This is a genomic window from Lentzea sp. NPDC055074 (assembly GCF_053608005.1).
Window position 1 is genome coordinate 17803 of record NZ_JBSGUQ010000008.1, and the last position, 21529, is coordinate 39331.

Below are 21529 nucleotides of genomic sequence, written 5' to 3' on the forward strand. Positions count from 1 at the left end.
GAACGCAATATCCAGACGAAAACTCGCAAGAAGCTGACTTCGTTCGTTACCTCACCGGCGCACTGGACGCCCGCACCACCAACTCGGGCTCGAACAGCAACTCGTCCGGAGCCACGGCGTTGCCGGAGATCTGGTTGGCCAGCAGCTCCACCGCCGCCCGCCCCATGGCCTCAATGGGCTGCCGCACCGTCGTCAACGGCGGATCAGTGCAGGTCATGAACGCGGAATCGTCGTACCCGATGATCGACACGTCCTTGGGAACGTCCAGCCCGGCACGCCTCACGGCCCGGATCGCACCCAGCGCCAGGGGGTCGCTGGCGCAGATGATCGCAGTGACCCCGCGCTGCACGAGCTTGGTGGCCGCGGCCTGCCCACCCTCGAGGCTGAACATCGCGTGCTCGACATCGGCCCCGCCGCACTTGTCGATCGCCACCTGCTTGCGCTGGCTGGGCACGTGGTCAGGTGGCCCGAGCACGGCCCCGATCCGCTTGTGCCCGAGGGAGACCAGGTGCCCGTACGCCTGCTCCACCGCCACCGCGTCATCACACGACACCCGAGGGAACGCAAGATCGTCTATAGCGGCGTTGACCAGCACCGTAGGCAACTTCCGGGACATCATCTGCTGGTAGTGCCCATGGCTCGCGTCCTTCTGGGCGTACAGCCCGCCAGCGAACACGATCCCGCTGACGTGCTGCTCCAACAGCAGCTCCAGGTACTCCGCCTCAGTGACCCCACCAGCCGTGCGCGTGCAGAGGACAGGCGTGAAACCCCTTTGCGCGAGCGCGTTGCCCACCACGTCCGCGAACGCGGGGAAGATCGGGTTCTGCAGCTCCGGCAGGACGAGGCCGACCAGCCGCGCCCGTTCGCCCCTGAGTTGCGTCGGCCTCTCGTAACCCAGCACGTCAAGCGCGGTGAGGACGGCGCTGCGCGTGGCGTCGGAGACGCCTGGCTTGCCGTTCAGCACCCGGCTGACGGTGGCCTCGCTGACCCCGACCTTGGCCGCGACCTCGGCCAGCCTCCGTTGCGTCATGGCGCAAGTGTACGCAATTTCTTGCGTCCGCTTGCAGCGCCTCGATCACCCACTCGGCTCGGACGTCACCGCAGCGAGGAAGACCGCGATGGCCGCAGACCCGATCTCATGCGATAGCGCACAGACCGAGCTCCATTACTGAGGACCTCGTGCTGGTGCTGCTCGTCCCGATCTGCTTCAAGTGGGTTCGATCCACAACGTGTCGGGTTGCCACCCGCTACGACGTGTCCACGTCAAAGGGGCCGTAGCTGGCGACCCGGTCTCGCCGCGCGGGAGCTCGTCCAGGTCTCGGGCAGGCGTGATCTCGAACTGGTGCCTCGGCCCTCGCACAACACCAACACCACCAGGGTCTTTTGCCCTCACCCGCCCGGTCGAAGCTTTGAGGGCGGGCACCGACATACCCTCGAACTGCCGCCTCGACCCGGAGGAGACCTCGATGACCCCTGAGCACAACCCGGTCGTGCCGGCGCCGGCGATTCCCCCTGCGCCGGAGCAGCGCCGTCCTGACAGCCAGCCGGTGAGTCAGGTCGACTGGTTCCGCAACGCTCCGACCGGAGGCACGGTCTTCGTGTCGTCGGAGGACTGACGGCGGTTTCAGTCGCGCGTCTCGCGCCACAGCAGCGCAATGCCGTGGCCGGGGAGCACCCACGAGCGGACGTACAGGTCGCTCAGGTCCTCCGCGCTCAGCCACTGCGCGGGCAGCGTGTTCGAGCGGAACGTGAACGGCATGACGCTGAACTCCTGCTCAGGGGCATGATCCAGCGCCAGACGGCGCACGTCGAAGGTGATCCGTTCCACGTAAGACGGATACGGGGACTGCCAGTAGCAGAAGCCGTCGTTGATGCTCTGGACCGTGCGCGAGTTGATCGTCAGTCCGCAGATCGCCCTGACCACGTGGTCGTCGGCGATGCCGCTCAGGTCGCACTCGAAGATGCGGAGATCTCCTGTGTGGGCGTGCGGGCTCAGCTTCGGTAGTGCTCCCATGGCCTCGCGGAAGAAGGTGAGGTAGTTGGACCACTCGCTGAAGCGCACCTCGGCCAGGGGGATCTGGCTGGGTTCGGCAGACCGCCGGTTGTTGTCGTGGTCGATGTAGTCGATCGCGATCTGGGTCGAGTGCAGCAAGTCGTCGACCGAGTCGAGGAACTGCGTCTGGTCCGGCACGAAGTAGAGCTCGAACAACGGGTATCGGCAGGCGGCGGTGATCGTGTCACGCAGCAGGACGCTGCTGGTCACGAACAGCACGAAGCGGTCGACCGGGACGGTGTGGCGGAACTGGTAGCTCTGCGTCGTGATCAGGTGGTACGCCCTGCTGTCGATGCCCTCCAGTTCCAGTTTCACCGTGGTGTTCGTGCTGATCGTGAGGTCGCCGCCGCGCGGGTTCACTCCCTCGCCGCCCAGCAGGCCGGACACGACGTCCTGGTTCGCCTCGTTGGGGCCGTAGATCGACGACAGGAACGTTCGGAGCACCTCGCTGGGCAGCAGGTGCGCGAGGATGCTCGGCCCGGAGATCAGGCCGACCTCCTTGATCAGCCGGCGGTGCAGGAAGAGCTCGTAGCCACCGACGACCAGTGCGACGAGCAACGGGAACGGCCACACCACGAAGAGCACCTGGTGCATCAGCTCGCCCGCGGGGGAGGACGGGTGCCACAGCAGCACCGCGACCAGGTCAGCGGTGGCGGCGGCCAGGAAGCCGGCGGCGATCGCGACGGCCCGCCAGCGCCTGCGGGGTTGTGCCGTCACCACTCGTCGCCCGCCCCCTCGCTCCACCGACTGTCATACATGGTGGGAGTGATGCGGGATCGGCGCCAGAGCCTTTCGGCGGACGTCGTATCAGCGGCGTCGGTCAATCTGCTGGTACAGCGGGTCGTCGTCGGATCCCACGAACGTGTTCAGCGTCGCCGGTTCGTGTGTGTCGTCAGCCGCGAGATCGGTGTACAGGCCGAGCAGATGAGTTGCCAGTGTGCTCTTGACGCCGTCCGGGTCGCGCCTGCGCATGAACCAGACGACCTGCTCGTGGTCGTTCGCCGACCTGATGTGCACCTCGCGTGACGGCTGCGCGTGCCGCTTGCAGTCCCGCAGCCCCGGAACGAGTGCCTGGTACATCTGCACCAGCAGATCGTTGTGCGACGCGCGGACCAGCGCCAGGTGGAACTCCTCGTCCGAGTCCAGCACCTCCTGCGTGTCGTCGACCGCGGCGCGCTGGTAGCGACGACTCAGCTTCGCCAGTTCGTCCAGCTCACCGTCCCCGGCGCGGAGAGCGGCGAGGGCAGCGGCCGTGGTCTCCAGGGCGATCCGCGTCTCCAGCAGATCTGTCTGGGAGAACTGCTTGGTGGCGAGCTTTCCTTCGAGGTGTTCGTCGACCGCCGAGAGATCGGTGCGGCGCACGTACCAGCCCAGGCCGCGGCGGACTTCCACGATGCCCTGCAGCTGCAGGCGCTGCAGTGCCGTGCGCAGAGATGACCGGGCGACGTCCATCTTGTCGGCGAGCACGGGCTCGGTGGGGAGGCGATCGCCCGCCTTGAACGTCTTGCTGATGATCAGTTCGCGGAGCTTGAGCTCGATGAGTTCCGGGAGAGGCCGTCGCGAATCAGGCGAGAGCGACCAGCTCTCGCCGGGATGGACCTCGTCGGCGGGCATTGGTCCAGCTTAGGCCTTGGGCAGTCTGGTTGCAACTTGTCTGGCAACCGGTCGACCGTTGACAGACAACCTACAACCGGTCAGAATTTTCACCATGGCGATACGCCTGGGACCGCCCACGCCCAGGACTGCGTACTCGCCTAGTCGGGAAGGAAGAAACCATGTCTGCAGGGAGTGCACTCGGAATCGCCGCCGCCGTAGCAGTCGCCGTCACCGCCATCGGCTGGCGCACCGTCCTCACGATGATCGCCGTGTCGATCGTCGCGCTCGCCGTCGTCGGCTTCGTCAACGTGACCAGCATCGTTCTGGGCTAGCCGTCTCGGGGGGAGGGGGATCGATGCCCGTGCTGCCTGAAACCCCAGGTAGCACGGGCATCGGTATTTTGGGGGTGGCCGGTGTCACACCGGTCGTGGTACGCGTATAAGCTCTCGCGCCAGCAGCATGAGGGCGCTATCGCGACAGCGGTGGCGCCCATGCCTGCTTTCGCGTCGGGACAGACGAGTACCGGAGTAACTGCTTTGGTGATGGGTTCGGCTGTGCCGACTGTCGCGAGTACGCACGCCATGCATGCGGCCATCGCGCCCGCCGGTGTGCTGGTCGACGAGCGGCGCACGCTCTACCGGCTCGCCGGTGAGATCTTCGCGCCCGGCGCGAGGTTGTCGGACAAGTTGCTGGACCACCCGGCGGTCCGCTACGAGCTGGGTCGTGCGCTGGCGGGCCATGAAGACCTGGACGCCGAGACGCTGTTCGAAGCGGCGAGCATCGATGTGCGAGACGCTGAGGGCGTGGACGTCGTCTCCGATCCGGAAGCTGTTCGCAAGCTCGCCACCGCGCTGCGGATCATCGCGCCGGCCGGTGCCAGGCCGCAGATCCTCACCGAGGCCGACGGTGAGCGGTTCACCTCGGCCCTCGCGCTCGTGGCCGAGGCCGTTCGGCTGTTCCGCGGTCTCGCGCCGGAGATGTCCGACGACCTCCTCGCGCACCTCGACCTGTTCGCAGTGCTGAAATCCGGCACCTCGGGGGGCGTCGTGTCGGCGTCGACCCGTTATCTGCCGGGCCTGGTGCTCATCGACGAGCCCACGACCGCGATGGAGATCGCCGAAGCACTCGTGCACGAGTGCTCGCATCTCAAATTCTTCGACTTCGCGGTAGCGCGGCAATTCCTCGACAGCCGGTCGCATCAAACTGAGCATTTCGTCAACTCGTGGTCGAAGGTACAGTGGCCGCTGGAACAGGCATTTGCCGCTTGGCATGCCTACACGGCTCTCAGCCAGTTTCACCGCGTGTGTGAATCCCAGGAGCTCAGCCCGGTGTCCCTGCTGCCGAAGGCGAGGGACCGTGCGGCCGAGATCGGGCGCTGGCTCGTCGAGCACGAGGACGCCCTGTGCTCGGACGCGCGCTGGCTCCTGCACGCACTGCTCGACATATCTCCAGGTCCAGGTGAGATGCCGTCCACGATGGACGGTACGTCACTCACGGGACAGGACCTGGACAACGGTCACCTCCAGCTCGCACCCGGATTGAGGCACGCGCGAGCGGCGTCCGGGCGGTCTGTGGTGGCGACGGCGACCCGTCCCCTCGACATCTTTTGGCTCGATACCGACTCCACCTGGGTAATAGCTCAGTTCAGGGGCGGCGAAGGCGAAACGATAGAACCAGCGTCCATGCTGGCCGTGGCGACCAAAGAATGGTGTGTGACCGAAGACGCCGCGACCCGGCGTCTCTTCGTCGTGCTCCAATCACTTCTGAGATCGTCGCTCATCGGGTCAAAAGACGCACCATCCCAATCGAGCAAGGATCCGATGACGTGACCCCGAACCAGCCAGTCCGCCTGCCGATGACGCCGCCGATGCCGAGCGGGCGCACCCCCCACCTGCCCCAGGGTGGCGGTCCAGTGGTTGGCCAGCCTGTGAACCAGGTCGATTTCTTCCGGCACATGCCCAACGGCGGTGCCACCGTCTACCTGCGTCCGGCTGAGGTCGCGCAGAACGACTGATTCCTGACACTTCCGAACGCCGAGGGCCGGTTTCCGCCGGCGCCTCGGCGTTCGGTCGTTTGGGGATGCCACTTCACAGACGAGTAACGAATCGGCCACAAGGACGAAGTTGATCGTCATCTACGCCGTTCGGGCGACGTCGATCGTCTTAGATCGCCGCATCCGCCAACCCTCACGGAGTAACCCGATGCGTTTGACGCCTTTGAGAAGAGCCGGCCTGCTCGCTTCGGCCGCCATGGCCGCCGTGGCCACGATGGTCCTCGCGACCACGGCCCTCGCGCAGCCCGAGGTGCCGACCACGGACGACCCCCGTGCGACGCCGTACCTCAAGAACGTCGACATCAACCACCCCGAGGCGTGCACCGTCGGTGGGCTCAGCGGGTCTACGGTTCACCCGAACCTGTTCACCTACACGGGTGGCGACAACCAGCAGTACCTCGACATCACGGGTGTGCCCGCCGGTATCAAGATCACGGGCATCCTGGTGAAGGGCGGGGACAGGTTCAACGTCTACCTCGCCGACAAGCTCGGCCCGGCACTGCCGTGGGAGAAGCTGCGGTCGCCGTTCAACAACGGCGGGCAGATCCCGCAGATCAGCCACTGGTACGGCTGTGGCGTCAAGGACCAGACGACGACCACGACGACCACTACGACGACGACCACGACCACGACGTCCGAGTCGACCGTGACGCACTCGTCGACCCCGTCGAGCACGACCACGACCAGCGCTTCCAGCTCGTCCGAGGTCGCGCCGACCACTACCACCACCCCCGCGATCGTCCCCGTCGCCAACGAGGGCGGGCTGGCCGCGACCGGGTTCGGGTCTCCGTGGCTGCTCGGGTTCGGTGCCGCACTGGTGGCGGCCGGTGCTGCACTTGTGCTCGTGATGCGCAGGCGTCGCGTCTAAGACCACTTCACGAGCACGCCCCACAGCGTGCTGAACATCCTGCGTGTCTCGATGTGGAACTCCACGTCCGAAGAAGCCGCTCCACCGCCGTAGATCTCTACGGTGCGTTGGGCGGCTTCTTCGTTTCCAGCGCACGCCAGGTCCCAGGCGATCGGACCGTGCCAGGCGTCCTCGAAGTCGTTCCAGACCGGACCTGAGGGCGTGACCAGCAGGTTTCCGGGGTGGGAGTCGCCGTGCAGCGGCTGGACGTCGTTGTGGTGCTCGGTCCAGTTCAGGGAGTCGCGCCAGGTGCGGAAGCGGTCCAGGTCGGGCACGCCCAAGCCGTCGAGGTAGCTCAGGATGTTGTCGACGTCGTCCAACGGGCCGCGCAACGGGAGCTCGCCCTCGTACAGCCGCAGTTCGGCGTGCAGGTCCGGTAGGAGCGCCAAAACCTCCCCGCTGGAAAGCCGTACGCCGGGCTCGTGCGCGACGTACGCGCTGAAAGAGAGCACGAAGCCGTCGACGACATGAGGGCCGGCGGGCAGCTCGTCAGAAGGCGTCACGACCGGCACACCGCGCGAAGCCAGAAAAGCCGACAACGACAGGTCACGGGCGAAGTGCGCGAAGACGGAAGGCCGGATCAAAGCCGTGCGCGCGGCGATGCGGGCCACGACCGGAGCCGGGCGCAGGTGCACGAGGACGTTGCTGCCGTGCTTCAGCACGAGAGGGTCGGAGCACCTCAGGCCGTGTGAGGCCGCGAACGAGACGGCCGCGCGTACACCTGCATCCACGGCACGAAGGCTGGCATCAGCCCTGGGGGAGGAGCGACTCCATTTCCGCGATCTCCTTCTCCTGGTGGCTGACGACGTCCTGGGCGAGCTTGCGGGCCTCGGGGTCGGTGCCGGCCCCCAGGTGCTTCTGCGCCATCTCCACGGCGCCCCTGTGGTGCTGGATCATCAGCGAGAGCCACTGGCGGTCGAAGTCGGCGTCGTCCAGGTCGGCCAGGTTGCCCAGCTCGACCATGCCGTGCGACTCGGAGTGGCCGTGCGAGGTGTGCGAGGAGGCCTGCACGGGCGCGTTCCACGTGCGGAGCCAGCCGTTCATGCGGTCGATCTCGGGCTTCTGCGCGTTCGCGATGCGCTGGGCCAGGTCGATCACGCGCGGGTTCTCCGTGCGGGACGCGACGAGCCCGGACATCTCCAGCGCCTGCTCGTGGTGCGGCACCATCCCCTGGGCGAACGCGACGTCCGCGGAGTTGTGCGTGGCGGGAGAGCCACAGGCGGCCAGCAACAGGACAGAAGCGACAGCGAGCAATCGGAGCACGGCGGCAGGATACGTGTGACTTGCGCTACGCCGCTGGCCACCGGCCGTGGGCCACCCGAACGGAGCTGATCGGCTGCGTCTAATATCCGGGGAGTTTCCCGAACTACTGGTCCCACCAAGGCCTGGAGGTACCGTGACGGCCGTAGCCCCGCAGCCGATCGCAACGCGTCCTTATCCGACGCGCACTGCGGTCAAGGGGTCCTTCCTGCTGCGGATGTTCCGCACCACGGACCACAAGCAAATCGGCATCATGTACCTGGTCACCTCGTTCGCCTTCTTCATGGTCGGCGGCGCGATGGCCATGCTGATGCGGACCGAGCTGGCCCGGCCCGGCATGCAGTTCCTCTCGCAGGAACAGTTCAACCAGCTCTTCACGATGCACGGCACCGTGATGCTGCTGCTGTACGCGACGCCGATCGTCTTCGGCTTCGCGAACTTCGTGCTCCCGCTCCAGATCGGCTCGCCCGACGTCGCGTTCCCGCGGCTGAACGCCTTCTCGTACTGGCTCTACCTCTTCGGTGGCCTGATCGTGATGGCGGGCTTCATCACCCCCGGTGGTGCTGCCGACTTCGGCTGGTTCGCGTACACGCCGCTGAGCAACGCCATCCACTCGCCCGGCGTCGGCGCCGACCTGTGGATCTCCGGCCTGGTGGTCGGTGGTCTCGGCACCATCCTCGGCGCGGTGAACATGATCACCACCGTGGTCTGCTTGCGTGCGCCCGGCATGACGATGTTCCGGATGCCGATCTTCACCTGGAACATCCTGGTGACGTCGGTGCTGGTGCTGCTCGCGTTCCCGATCCTGACCGCGGCCCTGCTGGGCCTGCTGGCGGACCGGCATCTCGGCGCCCACGTGTTCGACCCCGCCAACGGCGGCGTGATCCTGTGGCAGCACCTCTTCTGGTTCTTCGGTCATCCGGAGGTCTACATCGTCGCCTTGCCGTTCTTCGGCATCGTGTCGGAGATCTTCCCGGTGTTCAGCCGCAAGCCGATCTTCGGTTACAACGGCCTGGTCTACGCGACGCTCGGCATCGCGGCCCTGTCCGTCGCCGTGTGGGCGCACCACATGTACGCGACCGGCGCCGTGCTGCTGCCGTTCTTCGCCTTCATGACGTTCCTCATCGCAGTGCCCACCGGTGTGAAGTTCTTCAACTGGATCGGCACGATGTGGAAGGGCCAGCTGACGTTCGAGACGCCCATGCTGTTCAGCATCGGCTTCATCGTGACGTTCCTCTTCGGTGGTCTGTCCGGCATCCTGCTGGCCGCCCCGGCGATCGACTTCCACGTGTCCGACACGTACTTCGTCGTCGCGCACTTCCACTACGTGCTCTACGGCACGATCGTGTTCGCGACCTTCGCGGGTATCTACTTCTGGTTCCCGAAGATCACGGGCCGGTTCATGGACGAGCCGCTCGGCAAGCTGCACTTCTGGACGACGTTCCTCGGCTTCCACGCGACGTTCCTCGTCCAGCACTGGCTGGGCAACGAGGGCATGCCGCGCCGGTACGCCGACTACCTCGCGTCCGACGGCTTCACGACGCTCAACATGATCTCGACGATCGGCGCCTACATCCTGGGCGCGTCGACGCTGCCGTTCATCTGGAACGTCTTCCGGAGCTACCGCTTCGGCGAGGTCGTGACGGTGGACGACCCGTGGGGCTACGGCAACTCGCTCGAGTGGGCGACCTCGTCGCCGCCGCCGCGCCACAACTTCACCGAGCTGCCCCGGATCCGTTCGGAGCGCCCGGCGTTCGAGCTGCACTACCCGCACATGATCGAACGCATCCGGAACGAGGGCCACGTGTCCTTCACCGGCAAGACGATCCCGCACAAGGACGCCAAGCCCGCTCCGTCCGAGCTGGCCGCGGCGGCCATCAAGTCTGGTACGGCCTCCGAGAAGGAAGAACCGGACCACGACAAGTAACCTGCCAGTAACAGGTTCACCGTTGAGCCCCGGCCGCTTCCACGCGGCCGGGGCTTTTCGCATCTACGAGGAGACGACGACGTGAAAACGCCCGTGCTCATCACCGTGACCGGTCCCGACAAGCCCGGCGTCTCCTCCGTGCTGTTCGCCGTGCTCACCCGGCACGGGGTCGAGGTGCTCGACGTCGAGCAAGTCGTGATCCGGGGCCGGCTGGTGCTCGGCGCGCTGGTCTCGACCGACCACGACCCGGAGGGCCTGCAGGAGTCGGTCGAGCAGGCCATGGCCACCGTCTCGATGCACGTCGAGATCGAGATCGGCGCCGACTCGAAGCGCACCGCCCGCCTGGAGTCCTCACACGTCCTGATCGTGCTCGGCCGCCCCGTCACCGCGAAGGCGTTCACCGAGGTCGCGCGCCGGCTCGCGTCGCTGGGCGTCAACATCGACGCCATCCGCGGCGTCGCCGACTATCCCGTCACCGGTCTTGAGCTGCGCGTTTCCGTTGCGGACGACACGATGGAGAACGACGCGGCACTGCGGTCCGCGCTCGCCGAGGTGTCGGTCCGGGTGGGCCTCGACATCGCCGTCGAACGCGCCGGGCTGACCCGCCGGGCCAAGCGCCTCGTGGTGTTCGACGTCGACTCCACGCTGATCCAGGGCGAGGTGATCGAGATGCTGGCCGCGCACGTCGGGTGCGAGGAGCAGGTGCGCGAGATCACCGAGGCCGCGATGCGCGGTGAGCTCGACTTCGCCGAGTCGCTGCGGCGCCGGGTCGCGTTGCTGGAAGGCCTCGACGAGAAGGTCCTGGCCGAGGTCGGGGCGACGCTCGAGCTCACGGCCGGTGCGCGCACGACGATCCGCACGCTCAAGCGCCTCGGCTTCTACTGCGGTGTGGTGTCCGGCGGGTTCACGTCGGTGATCACGGGCCTCGCGGACGAGCTGCAGCTGGACTTCTGCGCGGCGAACACGCTGGAGGTCGTGGACGGCAAGCTGACCGGCCAGGTCGTCGGCGAGATCGTCGACCGGCCGGGCAAGGCCGTGGCGCTGCGCCGGTTCGCCGAGGAGGTCGGCGTGTCGCTGGCCCAGTGCGTCGCGGTCGGCGACGGCGCGAACGACATCGACATGCTCAACGCGGCCGGCCTGGGCATCGCGTTCAACGCCAAGCCCGCGCTGCGCGAGGTGGCCGACACCGCGCTGTCGCACCCGTTCCTGGACGCGGTGCTGTTCATCCTCGGCGTCACGCGGGCCGAGGTGGAGGCCGCGGACGCGGCGGACGGCCTGGAGCTGACCCGGCTGTGATGATCCTGGACCTGATCGCCTCCCGGAACTACGCCGAGGAGTCCGAGGTGCGCGCGATGCCGATGGTGCTGCGCATCGAACGCGTCGACCCGCCGTCGCGGACAGCGCTGCTGGAGGCCGCGGCCGCGTCGGCGGTCGCGGTGTGCCTCGACCCGCGTGCCGACGTCGGCGGGGAGTGGCACGAGGCCGTGCGGGCGTGGGTGGCCGGGCGGATTCGCAAGGTGTCGCGCCGGGCCCGTGGCGTGCAGTGGGAGGCCGTGCAGGACCTGCCCGGCGTGACGATCACCGTGGACGGCGCCTCGGTCCGCTCGCTGCTGCCCGTGCTGGTGTCCGAGACGCCCCGGGAGGTCGCGAAGCTGCAGATCTCCGGGTCCGACCTGCCGGTGGACGAGCCCGGCGCCGTTCCCGAGGGCGCCCGGCTGCTGTACGTGAACCCGCGCGTCGAGATGTCGGCGGGCAAGCTCGCGGCGCAGGTCGGGCACGCGTCGATGCTGCTCGCGCCACGCTTGTCCGACGCGGAGCTGAAAGCGTGGGCGGAGTTGGACTACCGGTGTGCGGTGCGGACGCCATCGGTTGCGGAGTGGGACTCGCTGGTCCACAGCGGCGACGTCGTAGCCGTGCGGGACGCGGGTTTCACGGAGGTCGAGCCGGGCACCACGACGGTGCTCGCTGTTTAGAAGCACGCGAAACGGGTAAATCCGCGTCTCGTGGGCTTACTCGACGTTCTTGACGCCCGGCTCGGAGACGGGCTGGAGAACATGCTGTGCTCGCACCACACCCGCCGGTTGACGCGGCTGGGGTGGGGCGACGTGCTCGCCGGGGACGGCGCGGGGTGGTTCACGCCGCGCCGGCCGGTCCAGCGCGGGTGCAAGATCGAGGTTCTGGTCGACGGCGCCAACGCGTTCCCCGTCATCGCGGAGGCGATCGAGAACGCGCAGAAGTACGTGCACATCGCGAACTGGCACGCCTCGCCGGACTTCCGGCTGACGCGCGAGCCGGGCGCGCCGCAGCTGCGCGAGCTGCTGTCGGCTGCCGCGGAACGGGTTCCGGTGCGCGTGCTGCTCTGGGCCGGACCGCCGTTCCCGATGTTCGAGCCGACGCGCAAGCGTGCTTTGGCCGCACAGAAGGCTTTCTGGGAGTGCGGCGCCGTCCGGTGCGAGCTGGACGCGCGGGAGCGCACGTTGCACTGCCACCACGAGAAGATCGTCATCGTCGACGACGTGGCGTTCGTCGGCGGCCTCGACATGACCGCGGTGGAGGGCGACCGCCACGACTCGCCGGAGCACCCGCCGCGCGACCTCGGCTGGCACGACCACATCGCCAAGCTCGAAGGTCCCGTCGTGGCGGAGGTGGCCTCGCACTTCGCGGCGCGGTGGCTGGAGATCGCGGGGGAGACCCTGCCCGCGCCCGAGGTGCCGCCCGAGGCCGGGTCGTCGTCGGTGCAGATGGTGCGGACGATCCCGGAGAAGACCTACTCCTTCTCCCCGCACGGTGACTTCAGCCTGCTCGACTCGTACCTGCGGGCGTTGCGCGCGGCGGAGTCGTTGATCTACATCGAGAACCAGTTCCTGTGGTCGCCCGAGATCACCGAGGTGCTGCTGGAGAAGCTGAGGAACCCGCCGTCCGACGAGTTCCGGATGGTGTTGCTGCTGCCGCAGAAGCCGAGCAACGGAGCCGACACCACCCGCGGGCAGCTCGGCCGCCTGCTCGACGCGGACTCCGGTGGGCGAGTCGTCGCCGCGACCCTCGTCTCCCACGGGGACGCGCCGGTCTACATCCACGCGAAGCTGTCCATTGTGGACGACAAGTGGATGTCGATCGGGTCGGCGAACCTGAACGAGCACTCGCTGTTCAACGACACCGAGGTCAACGTCGTGACGGACGACGCCGAGGTGGTGCGCGCGACGCGGCTGAGGTTGTGGACCGAACACCTGGGCAAGGACGTGTCCGGCCCCGCGCACGAGGTGGTCGACGAGATCTGGCGTTCCGAGCTGAAGGGGGCCGGGCGGGTGACGCCGCTGCCCGGTGTGTCCCGCCGTGCCGGAAGATTGCAAGGACCGTTACGTGGATTGCTGGTCGACGGCTGACCTGCGGCGCTAGTTTGGCGGCGTGGCCAACGAGGTGACGATCCCGCTGCTGCCGTGCGCCTCCATCGACGAGGTGGCCGAGTTCTACGTGATGCTCGGGTTCACGGTCACGTACCGGCAGTACCGGCCGACCTCATACCTGTCGGTGCGCCGCTCGGAGATCAACCTGCACTTCTTCGGCATCCCGGGCTACGACCCCGCGGAGTCCTACAGCTCGTGCCTGATCCAGGCCGAGGACCCGCGTGAGCTGTACGAGGCGTTCGCCTCCGGCATGCGCGGGGTCTACGGGCAGGTGCTGCTCACGGGGATTCCGCGGATGACGCGGCCGCGGCGGGACGGGTTCCTGTTCGTCGACCCCGGCGGCAACTGGATCCGGGTCGTGCCCGCGGTGCGGGAGCGCGAGACCGTGCGGAACGGGTTGTCGCGCGCGTTGACCAACGCGGTGACGCTGGCCGGGTCGCACGGGGCCGAGCGGCAGGCGTTGAAGATCCTCGAAGGGGCGCTGGTGCGGGAGGTGCACGCTTCGGAGGAGGAGCGGGCGTCGGCGCTGGAGTTCCGCGAAGAGCTACTTGAACGGCTTAATCTACATAGGTAGTCTTAGTGGTGTGGAGCCACTGCAACGCATCGGCAAGGCCACCGTCGACGTGCTCGAGGTGCTGCTCGGCGCCGACGAGCCGCGCTGGGGCCTGGAGATCATCAAGCTCACCGGCAGGCCGTCGGGCAGCGTCTACCCGTTGCTGGACCGGCTGGAGCGCGCCGGGTGGGTCACCTCGGCCTGGGACGACGACGCGGAACGCCGTGGGCCGCGCCGGCGGATGTACCGGCTGACGGCCGACGGGGCCGCGGAGGCGCGGAAGGTCGTCGCGCGGGCTGCTCCTTCGCCTCGGTTCGTTCCTCGGACGGCGACGTGAGGGCGGCGTTGTTGTTGGTGCGCTTGGTGGCGCCTGATGAGCGCTATCGCGAGCAGTGGGAAGCAGATGTTGTTGGCGCGCATGAACTCGGCATATCGCCGTTCTCGGTGGCGTTCGGGGTCGTGCGGGCTGCCGTTGTCATGCCTTCGAAGGGAGTTGTCGTGGTCGGACCGTTGGGGATTGCGTTGAAGCACGCCGGGACGTCGCGCGCGCGGGTGCTCGTCATCGCCGTGGTGTCGGCGTTGATGTTGCTGGGTGGGATCGTGCTGCTGTTCGCTTGAGCAAATAGCTCCGTGTCGTTTTGGCTGGTCCGGGCTTAGCTTCGGGCGGTGGCAAACGAACTGACAATCCCGCTTCTACCGTGTGTCGACATCGACGAGATGGCGGCTTTTTACGAGATGCTCGGCTTTGTTCGTACGTACCGGCAGATGAAGCCGAACCCGTACGTCGCTATGAAGCGTGAAGACATCAACCTGCACTTTTACGGGATGCCGGGGCACGTTCCCGAGGAATCGCACAGCACGTGCGTGGTCATCGTCGAGGACACCGGGCCGGTGTACGAGGCGTTCGCGGCGGGGATGCGCGAGGCGTACGGGAAGGTGCTGATCTCCGGCATTCCGCGGATGACCCGGCCGCGGCTGCGCAACGACCGGTACACCGGGTTCGTCGTGGTGGATCCGGGTGGCAACTGGGTCCGGTTCAGCAAGGCCGTTCAGGAACCCGAAGCGAAGACCAAGCTCGCGAAGGCCATGGAGAACGCGGCGCGGCAGGCCGACGCGCGCGGGGACGAGCGGCAGGCCTTGAAGATCCTCGAAGGCGCGTTGAAGCACGCCGACGGAACCGAGCCGGAACTGCCGGATGCCCAGGCCTACCGCGACGAACTGGTCGAGCGGATCACTTCGTCTGAGCCGCGTCCAACCGCTTGAGAGCGGCCCTGACCACCTCGGGGTCGTAGGTCGTCCAGAACGGGGGGAGTGAGGCCCGCAGGAACCCGCCGTAGCGGGCCGTGGCGAGCCTCGGGTCGAGGACGGCGACCACGCCCTTGTCCGACATGGAGCGCAGCAACCGGCCGGCGCCCTGGGCCATGAGCAGGGCGGCGTGCGTGGCGGCGACGGTCAGGAAGCCGTTGCCGCCGCGCGAGCTCACCGCTTTCTGCCGGGCGGAGGCCAGCGGGTCGTCCGGCCGCGGGAACGGGATCCGGTCCATGATCACGAGCTGGAGGCTCGGCCCCGGCACGTCGACGCCCTGCCAGAGCGACAGCGTGCCGAACAGGCACGTGCGCTCGTCCTCGGAGAACTTCTTGATCAGCAGGCCCGTCGCGTCGTCGCCCTGGCACAGGATCGGGTACTCGAGCTTGTCCCTGAGCGCCTCGGTGGCCTGCTTCGCGGCACGCGTCGAGGAGAACAGGCCGAGCGCCCTCCCACCGGCCGCGTTCACGAGGCCCTCGATCTCGTCGAGGTACTCCTGCGGCAGGCCGTCACGGCCCGGCTGCGGCAGATGCCGTGCCACGTAGAGGATTCCGCTCGTGCCGTGCTGGAACGGAGACCCGACGTCGAGGCCGCTCCACTTGGGACCGTCGATGCCCTTCTCGGTGGCCGCGCCCTCGATCTTGCGGACCTTCTCCGACGGTGGCAGCCCCCACTGGCGCGCCATCGTGTCGAAGGCGCCGCCGAGCGTCAGCGTCGCGGACGTCAGCACGGTGGTGCGCTTGGCGAAGAGCCGTTCCCGCAGCAGCCCGCCGACACCGAGCGGCGCGACCCGCAGCGCCGGCGCCTTCTGGTTGAAGTCACCCGACACCCAGACGACGTCGCGTTCCTCGTCGAACGCCTCCAGCACCCGCACCGCGCAGTCGTGCACCTCTTCGAGCAGGGCGAGCGCGAGCTTGCGCGCCGTCGCCCCCTCCGGGTCTTCCTTGCGTTCCGGCCCCATGGCCGACACGCAGTTGTGCGCGGCGTCGCGCGTGGCCGCCAACGCCCCCGCGAGCGCCCGCGGCAGTGCGTCGAGGCGGCCCGACGGCATGTCCTCGAGGATCATCGCCAGCCCGTCGCTCGCCTCGGCGAGCCGGTCCGCGATGTCCTGGTCGATGAGCCTGCCGCACCGCCGCGCGGCCATGCTCACGCTCGCGCCGCTCAGCTCCTCCGTCGCCACGGACGTGATGCGGTCCACCAGGTCGTGCGCCTCGTCGATCACCACCACGTCGTGGTCGGGCAGGACCTGGTAGCCCTCCAACGCGTCGATGGCGAGCATCGCGTGGTTCGTGACGACCACGTCGGCCTTGCCGGCCTCGGCCCGGGCCCGTTCCGCGAAGCAGTCGGACCCGATCGGGCACTTGCTGACCCCGAGGCACTCCCGGGCCGTGACGCTGACCTGCCGCCACGCCTGCTCGCTGACACCGGGCACCAGCTCGTCTCGGTCACCGGTCTCGGTGTCCGACGACCACTCGTGCAGCCGCTTCACCTCACGCCCGAGCTTCGACACCGCGAACGGGTCGAACAGCGCGTCCTCCTCGGGCTCGTCCGGCGCGCCGTTGTGCACCCGGTGCATGCACAGGTAGTTCCTGCGGCCCTTGAGGATCGCGAACGTGGGCTCCCGGCCCAGCTCCTTCTTGAGCGCCTTGGAGAGCCGGGGCAGATCCCGGTCCACCAGCTGCCGCTGCAGCGCGATCGTGGCCGTCGAGACGACCACCGTCTCGTCCTCCGCGACCGCGTGCCGGATGGACGGCACCAGGTACGCGAGCGACTTGCCCGTGCCGGTGCCCGCCTGCACCGCGAGATGCTCGCCCGTGCGGATCGAGTGGTCGACGGCCTCGGCCATCTCCACCTGACCAGGACGCTCCGCGCCACCGACGGCGTGGACGGCGGTTTCGAGCAGGCTCAGGGTGGGGGGAACTTCAGGCACGAGGGAGACCGTACCCGGCAGGTCCGACAGTCCCGTCAGGCGTCGCGGGCCGAGGTCCGCAACCGGTAGAGGGACAGGTGGTAGCCGCTGCCGGTGACACTGCTGACCAAGTCGCCCCCGTCCAGGCCGGCGAAGCGGATCTCCCGCACGTCCTCGCTGGAGAGGTGCGCGCGTTCGACGGGGAAGGCCGGGCCCTCGCGGTCGATGCGGCCGGCGAGCTGGGCGCCCAGGTACTCGGCCAGGCTGTTCCGGACTCCGACGCCCATACCGCCGAGCGGTTTGCCGAGCCTCTCCGCCAGGCCGGGATGAGCACGTTCCAGCTTGATCGCGAGTTGGTACGCGGTGAGGTAGGGCCGGCCGTCCTGGTCCAGCGCGGCCGTCACCTTGTTCTGGATGCCGTGTTCTTCCCACAGACTCAGGCTCATGCCGGCCCTGTCGCCAGCCGTCTGAACACCGTTACGACCTCAGTCCCCGCCGCCTCCGCCGCCACACCCACCACCGCCGCACCCACCACCGCTGTCCCCGGACGAGCAGGAGCTCGACGACGAACACCCACCCCCGCAGCTGCTGCTGGTCGTGGTCTCCCGCCCCGGCAGCATCCCGACCGCGACGGCCGAGAGCCCGAACAGCCCGGCCACCGCCAGCCCGCCGACCCGCCCGCGCATCCCGCGGGTCGCGACCGCGCCGATCGGGTCCCGCGGGTCCACCCGCCGCTGCGCTCGCTTCACCGCGACGTACCCGGCCCTGGTCCGCAGCCGGCCGGGATCGCGCGCGCCCAGGACGGAGGCCCAGACGATCAGCAGGACGCCGGCCGCGATGAAGTACCAGAACGGGTACTCGGCCACCTGCGGCACCCACTCCCGCGGGAGCTCCGGCCACACGAGGCTGAGGAACCCGAGCACCACGAGCAGCGGTCCGAACAGGAACAGCCACGGGTACAGGCGCGGGCGCAGGGAACGGCGGCGGCGCAGCAGGCGGCGGTTGACCAGGTGGGAGCGCAGACCCTCCGCCTCGGGTGAGCTGAACGCGCCGTGGATGACGTCGTTCAGGTGGCGGCCGTGGCGCAGGCCGCTCAGGATCTGCGCCTCCAGCGGCGTGGCGGGGCCTCGGCCGGGGATGTGGACGGCGCTCAGCACGCCCTCGCGCGAGACCCGGACCAGGCCCGCCTGGATCAGGCTTGCCAGGGCCACCTCGGCCGCGCGGGCCGGGCCGCCCGCCAGACAGCCCAGCTCTTCGGGGGTATGCGTCGTCACGCGGATTTCTCGGCCGCGAGGGTTACGTCGTTACGTCGGCCATGATCCGGTCGAACAGTTCGAGGCTGGCCAGGGCGTGCGCGACCTTCAGCGGGACGTCCGCGCCCCGGCGGGAGGCGACCAGGTCCAGGACCGGCAGGTCGGGCCAGCGGGCGGCGGCCAGTTCGCCCGCGCGGGACTTGCTGACGATCTCCCCGGTCCGGATCGTGTGCCACAGCCTGGCCGGACCGAGGCCCACCCACAGCAGCGAGTCGCGGGGGATGAGGGCTTCGGGGTCCAGCGTGGGAGCCACCGAGCGGAAGCGGTCGAAGTCCAGCTTCCAGTAGCTGACGAGGTTCGTGCGGCAGTACGCCTCGACGTCAGCGGCAGTGCCAGGGCATGTGGGACGTGGGCCGCGCACGGTCAGACCGATGGTCCGCAGCTGTTGCCACAGCACGGGTGTGATCTCACCGGCCAGCGGCGTCACGTCGAAGACCGGCTTCTCCAGCGAACCCGCCAGCACCACGGCGACGTCGGCGCCCTCGAACGAAGGCAGATCACAAGCCGAGGAAAGCTCGATCACGATGTCCAGATCGGAGTCGGCAACGACGTCGTCCAGCACGGTCGAGCCATAAACATGCGCGCCTGCCACGAGACCGGGCAGGCGCGCATCCAAGAACGCGAGGTATTCCCCAGGTGTCACCACCCGGTCCAAGCTACCGACGGCGGACGAGCGCCCAGGCTCCCGGCAGCACACCCGCGGCCAGCGCGACCTTCAGCGCGTCGCCGATCAGGAACGGCAGCACGCCCACCGCGAGCGCCTTGCCGAACGAGAGGTCCGCGGCCGCCATCAGCCACGGCACGCCGACGGAGTAGATCGCCAGGTTGCCCAGCGCCATCGTGCCGATCGTCCGCAACGGCGTGCGGTCGCCACCCCGGCCGGCCAGGTAGCCCACCAGGGCACCGGCGAACACGAAGCCGACGACGTAGCCGAGCGACACCGGGACGCCCGACGAACCGCCCTGGAACCACGGCACACCCGCGACGCCCGCGATCAGGTACAGGAGCATCGAGGTGGCGCCGCGCTGCCAGCCGAGCGAGGCGCCGACGAGCAGGGCCGCGAACGTCTGACCGGTCAGCGGGACCGGGCTGCCGGGGATCGGCAGCGCCACCTGAGCGGCGAGACCGGTGAAGGCGGCACCAGCGAGGACCAGCGTCAGGTCGCGGGCCAGGGCGCCCGGCACGAAGTCGGCGAGCACGGTGCGACGGGGCGCGAGTGCGAGAGTCACGGTTCCCTCCCAGGCGGAATCGAGTGAACCGAGGTTAACCACGCCGACTGGAGAACGTCTTTGTTCGAACTCTACAAAGTGACCGGTCACACATCCAGGGCGACCTTGCCGGCCACCCTGTCCTCGTTGCGCCGCGTTTTGGTCCAACCGTTGTTGCCGCGCACCAAACGGATCAACGCGCGCCACGACGTGATGTAGAAGGTGTAGATGTACAGCGCGTAGCCGAACCCGTACGCAACGGACTTCCAGAATCCGACGGGCACACAGCGTGCGCGGTACACCGGTCCCCACAGGACGAACGGCAGCAATCCGAACGCGCCGTACACGGTGAACAGGATCCAGGCACCGTCGAAGAACCACGTCACGACTTCGGACGGTGACACCGCGAACCGGTACGCCATCATCGCCATCGGAATCGGGTAGATGAGCGTGCCCAGCAACTGCATCCACGGTTGCGCGAGGTAGTACATCATCTCCGCGGCGCCGAGAGTCGTCAGGTGGTCGGAGTCCCAGATGCGCCGCAGGTAACGCATGCACTGCATGGTTCCCTGGCCCCACCGCGTGCGTTGCGCCAGGAAGCGGCGCAACGAGTACAACGCCTCCTGGTTCACGTGCGTGTCCAACGAGAAACCCGTGTGCCATCCCGCCGTCAGCAGGTGCACGCCGAGCTCGAAGTCCTCCAGCAACGACCCGCGCCACGGTGATCCGGTCGGCCCGGCGATCGAGTCCAAAGCGGACAGACGCGTGAACTGTCCGTTGCCGCCCATGGAGATCGTGCCGGTGGCGCCGCGCGACATCTGGATCGCCGCGATGGCCGTGCGGAACTCCAGGTCCTGCATCCGCACGAGCCCGGCGCCGAACGCGCGCCGCCACCACGTCACGCCCGGCTGCCGCTGGCCCGCGTTGATCATCCGCACGTCCACCTGCACGGCGCCGATCCGCGGGTTGCCGAAGAGGTGTTGTGCCGCACAGACTTCGAGGCAGTTCGGGGCGGGACGGCCGTCGGCGTCGACCACCACGACGATCGCCCGGTCGGCGTCCGCGCGCCGGCCCATCCACATCTTCAACGTGCGGTACGCGTCGTTCAGCGCGTTGCCCTTGCCGGTGCGGGCATAGGGGCGTTGGCGTTGCACGAGGTGGATCTGCGGGTCGCGCACACCGCCGTTGCGCTTCAACGTCCGCACGACTCCGGCGGTGCGGTCGTCCGAGTCGTCGTCGATGACCCACACGTGCGCGATGGGGAAAGTGCCCCTCAGATAACGGATCGTCTCACCGATGACGGCCTCCTCGTCGCGGCACGGCACGAAGAAGTGCCACTCCAGCGACGAGGGCTCACCGACGGGCGCGGGTTTGCGCCGCAGGTACGGGATCACGATCACGAACACGTACGTCACGAAGGCGACGCTCATCGTCAGTGCGAGCGCCTGCGTGAACCCGAGGACGAGGTCGAGGCTCACTTGCGCGTGGCCAGCCAGACGAACGCGACCAACGCGGCCGCGCCACCGAAAACGCTCACCATCGACCCGAGCAGCGTGTGACCCCAGTAGTAGCCGGTGTCGACGCCGAGCCAGTTCACCAGCCCCACGAGCGTCAGCACGCGGAACTGGTTCACGATCACCACGGCCAGCGCGGCGACCCCCAGCGCGAACAGCACACGGTTCTGGATGCGCGGGCGCAACGCGATCATCACCGCGCCCACCACGATCAGCGGCAGCACCAGGAACGCGGACGTGCACTCCGGCGTCATCCGCAGGCCCAGCGGGGTGTCCGAACCCAGTCCGAAGTAGACGGTCTGGCGTTCCGGGACCACGTCGACGCCGTAGGAGCTGATGACGCTCAGGATCGCGCCGGACAGCGAGATCTCCGCCGTGCGGTACAGCCGGTGTGCGAACACGAGTCCTGCCGCTACGAGAAGCAGGGCGACCACCGTCACCCGGCTCGGGAATGCGGTGCGGCGCACGGCAAGCGTCACCCGAAGATCCTTTCCACCGATGAGGGAGCGCCCAGACGGGCTACTTGA

The 21529-nt window shown here is 68.3% G+C and carries 25 protein-coding genes; 13 read left to right on the forward strand and 12 right to left on the reverse strand.

The genetic code is table 11. The features are described 5' to 3' along the window. Positions 1-46: 46 nt before the first annotated feature. Complete coding sequence (locus ACWF7A_RS19685) at positions 47-1030, reverse strand: LacI family DNA-binding transcriptional regulator (RefSeq protein ID WP_452251895.1); 984 nt, start codon at positions 1028-1030, stop codon at positions 47-49. Positions 1031-1466: 436 nt separating this feature from the next. On the opposite strand from ACWF7A_RS19685, the gene ACWF7A_RS19690 reads away from it, so the two are divergent. Continuing rightward, on the forward strand, positions 1467-1616 hold the full coding sequence (locus ACWF7A_RS19690) for a hypothetical protein (RefSeq protein ID WP_452251896.1): 150 nt from the start codon (positions 1467-1469) through the stop codon (positions 1614-1616). An 8-nt stretch (positions 1617-1624) separates the two neighbouring features. Here the strand turns inward: ACWF7A_RS19690 and ACWF7A_RS19695 are convergent, their stop codons facing one another. Together ACWF7A_RS19695 and ACWF7A_RS19700 are read right to left on the reverse strand one after the other, a co-directional pair. Then, the gene (locus ACWF7A_RS19695) at positions 1625-2770 is read right to left on the reverse strand and encodes a hypothetical protein (protein ID WP_452251897.1); all 1146 of its coding nucleotides are present in this window, start codon (positions 2768-2770) and stop codon (positions 1625-1627) included. A 90-nt stretch (positions 2771-2860) separates the two neighbouring features. After that, positions 2861-3667 carry a FadR/GntR family transcriptional regulator gene (locus ACWF7A_RS19700; RefSeq protein ID WP_452251898.1) on the reverse strand — a complete coding sequence of 269 codons (807 nt, stop codon included), beginning with the start codon at positions 3665-3667 and terminating at the stop codon, positions 2861-2863. Positions 3668-3828: 161 nt separating this feature from the next. On the opposite strand from ACWF7A_RS19700, the gene ACWF7A_RS19705 reads away from it, so the two are divergent. The 4 genes from ACWF7A_RS19705 to ACWF7A_RS19720 all read left to right on the forward strand — a co-directional run bounded on the left by ACWF7A_RS19705 (position 3829) and on the right by ACWF7A_RS19720 (position 6570). Continuing rightward, positions 3829-3981: a hypothetical protein gene (locus tag ACWF7A_RS19705; protein ID WP_452251899.1), complete on the forward strand. Its 153-nt coding sequence runs from the start codon at positions 3829-3831 to the stop codon at positions 3979-3981. 249 nt (positions 3982-4230) lie between these two features. Further along, positions 4231-5478 (forward strand): aKG-HExxH-type peptide beta-hydroxylase, encoded by a 1248-nt coding sequence (locus tag ACWF7A_RS19710; protein ID WP_452251900.1) that lies wholly within the window; start codon positions 4231-4233, stop codon positions 5476-5478. Then, a complete protein-coding gene (locus ACWF7A_RS19715) occupies positions 5475-5663 on the forward strand; it encodes a hypothetical protein (RefSeq protein ID WP_452251901.1) in 189 nt (62 codons plus the stop codon). The genes ACWF7A_RS19710 and ACWF7A_RS19715 overlap by 4 nt, the downstream gene beginning before the upstream one ends. Positions 5664-5850: 187 nt before the next feature. Then, on the forward strand, positions 5851-6570 hold the full coding sequence (locus ACWF7A_RS19720; RefSeq protein ID WP_452251902.1) for an LPXTG cell wall anchor domain-containing protein: 720 nt from the start codon (positions 5851-5853) through the stop codon (positions 6568-6570). Here the strand turns inward: ACWF7A_RS19720 and ACWF7A_RS19725 are convergent. Beyond that, positions 6567-7340, reverse strand: coding sequence for a phosphotransferase family protein (locus tag ACWF7A_RS19725; protein ID WP_452251903.1), 774 nt, complete (start codon positions 7338-7340; stop codon positions 6567-6569). The two genes, ACWF7A_RS19720 and ACWF7A_RS19725, sit on opposite strands and share 4 nt — an antisense overlap. 16 nt (positions 7341-7356) lie before the next feature. Continuing rightward, positions 7357-7872, reverse strand: a complete 516-nt coding sequence (locus ACWF7A_RS19730) for a DUF305 domain-containing protein (RefSeq protein WP_452251904.1) — start codon at positions 7870-7872, stop codon at positions 7357-7359. Positions 7873-8005: 133 nt separating this feature from the next. On the opposite strand from ACWF7A_RS19730, the gene ctaD reads away from it, so the two are divergent. The 8 genes from ctaD (at position 8006) to ACWF7A_RS19770 (ending at position 15016) form a co-directional block, all read left to right on the forward strand. Further along, positions 8006-9796 (forward strand): aa3-type cytochrome oxidase subunit I, encoded by a 1791-nt coding sequence (gene ctaD / locus ACWF7A_RS19735; RefSeq protein WP_452251905.1) that lies wholly within the window; start codon positions 8006-8008, stop codon positions 9794-9796. 81 nt (positions 9797-9877) lie between these two features. Next, positions 9878-11092, forward strand: coding sequence for a phosphoserine phosphatase SerB (serB, locus tag ACWF7A_RS19740; protein ID WP_452251906.1), 1215 nt, complete (start codon positions 9878-9880; stop codon positions 11090-11092). Further along, positions 11092-11769, forward strand: coding sequence for a peptidyl-tRNA hydrolase (locus ACWF7A_RS19745; RefSeq protein WP_452251907.1), 678 nt, complete (start codon positions 11092-11094; stop codon positions 11767-11769). The genes serB and ACWF7A_RS19745 overlap by 1 nt, the downstream gene beginning before the upstream one ends. Positions 11770-11799: 30 nt before the next feature. Next, the gene (locus ACWF7A_RS19750; RefSeq protein ID WP_452251908.1) at positions 11800-13179 is read left to right on the forward strand and encodes a phospholipase D-like domain-containing protein; all 1380 of its coding nucleotides are present in this window, start codon (positions 11800-11802) and stop codon (positions 13177-13179) included. 22 nt (positions 13180-13201) lie between these two features. Continuing rightward, a complete protein-coding gene (locus ACWF7A_RS19755; protein WP_452251909.1) occupies positions 13202-13774 on the forward strand; it encodes a hypothetical protein in 573 nt (190 codons plus the stop codon). Between the two features lie 10 nt (positions 13775-13784). Next, positions 13785-14090, forward strand: coding sequence for a helix-turn-helix transcriptional regulator (locus ACWF7A_RS19760; protein WP_452251910.1), 306 nt, complete (start codon positions 13785-13787; stop codon positions 14088-14090). Continuing rightward, entirely contained in the window at positions 14087-14371 is a 285-nt protein-coding gene (locus ACWF7A_RS19765; RefSeq protein ID WP_452251911.1) for a hypothetical protein, read from the forward strand. Before ACWF7A_RS19760 ends, ACWF7A_RS19765 begins: the two co-directional genes overlap by 4 nt. A 48-nt stretch (positions 14372-14419) precedes the next feature. Then, the gene (locus ACWF7A_RS19770; protein WP_452251912.1) at positions 14420-15016 is read left to right on the forward strand and encodes a hypothetical protein; all 597 of its coding nucleotides are present in this window, start codon (positions 14420-14422) and stop codon (positions 15014-15016) included. Here ACWF7A_RS19770 and ACWF7A_RS19775 read toward each other — a convergent pair. The 7 genes from ACWF7A_RS19775 to xrtP all read right to left on the reverse strand — a co-directional run bounded on the left by ACWF7A_RS19775 (position 14985) and on the right by xrtP (position 21481). After that, positions 14985-16904 carry an ATP-dependent DNA helicase gene (locus ACWF7A_RS19775; protein WP_452252182.1) on the reverse strand — a complete coding sequence of 640 codons (1920 nt, stop codon included), beginning with the start codon at positions 16902-16904 and terminating at the stop codon, positions 14985-14987. The genes ACWF7A_RS19770 and ACWF7A_RS19775 overlap by 32 nt on opposite strands. Positions 16905-17023: 119 nt before the next feature. Beyond that, the gene (locus tag ACWF7A_RS19780; protein ID WP_452251913.1) at positions 17024-17413 is read right to left on the reverse strand and encodes a hypothetical protein; all 390 of its coding nucleotides are present in this window, start codon (positions 17411-17413) and stop codon (positions 17024-17026) included. 39 nt (positions 17414-17452) lie between these two features. Then, complete coding sequence (locus ACWF7A_RS19785) at positions 17453-18241, reverse strand: TIGR04222 domain-containing membrane protein (RefSeq protein WP_452251914.1); 789 nt, start codon at positions 18239-18241, stop codon at positions 17453-17455. Positions 18242-18263: 22 nt separating this feature from the next. Further along, positions 18264-18923 carry a hypothetical protein gene (locus tag ACWF7A_RS19790; protein WP_452251915.1) on the reverse strand — a complete coding sequence of 220 codons (660 nt, stop codon included), beginning with the start codon at positions 18921-18923 and terminating at the stop codon, positions 18264-18266. Positions 18924-18936: 13 nt separating this feature from the next. After that, the gene (locus ACWF7A_RS19795) at positions 18937-19509 is read right to left on the reverse strand and encodes a biotin transporter BioY (protein ID WP_452251916.1); all 573 of its coding nucleotides are present in this window, start codon (positions 19507-19509) and stop codon (positions 18937-18939) included. A gap of 86 nt (positions 19510-19595) precedes the next feature. Continuing rightward, positions 19596-20918 (reverse strand): glycosyltransferase, encoded by a 1323-nt coding sequence (locus ACWF7A_RS19800; protein ID WP_452252183.1) that lies wholly within the window; start codon positions 20916-20918, stop codon positions 19596-19598. 44 nt (positions 20919-20962) lie between these two features. Further along, a complete protein-coding gene (gene xrtP / locus ACWF7A_RS19805) occupies positions 20963-21481 on the reverse strand; it encodes an exosortase P (RefSeq protein ID WP_452251917.1) in 519 nt (172 codons plus the stop codon). Between the last annotated feature and the right edge of the window lie 48 nt (positions 21482-21529).

Coding starts and splice junctions, on each gene's coding strand:
- ACWF7A_RS19685 (WP_452251895.1), bottom strand. CDS start 1,030: ATGACGCAACGGAGGCTGGCCGAGGTCGCGGCCAAGGTCGGGGTCAGC.
- ACWF7A_RS19690 (WP_452251896.1), top strand. CDS start 1,467: ATGACCCCTGAGCACAACCCGGTCGTGCCGGCGCCGGCGATTCCCCCT.
- ACWF7A_RS19700 (WP_452251898.1), bottom strand. CDS start 3,667: ATGCCCGCCGACGAGGTCCATCCCGGCGAGAGCTGGTCGCTCTCGCCT.
- ACWF7A_RS19705 (WP_452251899.1), top strand. CDS start 3,829: ATGTCTGCAGGGAGTGCACTCGGAATCGCCGCCGCCGTAGCAGTCGCC.
- ACWF7A_RS19710 (WP_452251900.1), top strand. CDS start 4,231: ATGCATGCGGCCATCGCGCCCGCCGGTGTGCTGGTCGACGAGCGGCGC.
- ACWF7A_RS19720 (WP_452251902.1), top strand. CDS start 5,851: ATGCGTTTGACGCCTTTGAGAAGAGCCGGCCTGCTCGCTTCGGCCGCC.
- ACWF7A_RS19745 (WP_452251907.1), top strand. CDS start 11,092: ATGATCCTGGACCTGATCGCCTCCCGGAACTACGCCGAGGAGTCCGAG.
- ACWF7A_RS19775 (WP_452252182.1), bottom strand. CDS start 16,904: ATGGCCGAGGCCGTCGACCACTCGATCCGCACGGGCGAGCATCTCGCG.
- ACWF7A_RS19780 (WP_452251913.1), bottom strand. CDS start 17,413: ATGAGCCTGAGTCTGTGGGAAGAACACGGCATCCAGAACAAGGTGACG.
- ACWF7A_RS19800 (WP_452252183.1), bottom strand. CDS start 20,918: ATGAGCGTCGCCTTCGTGACGTACGTGTTCGTGATCGTGATCCCGTAC.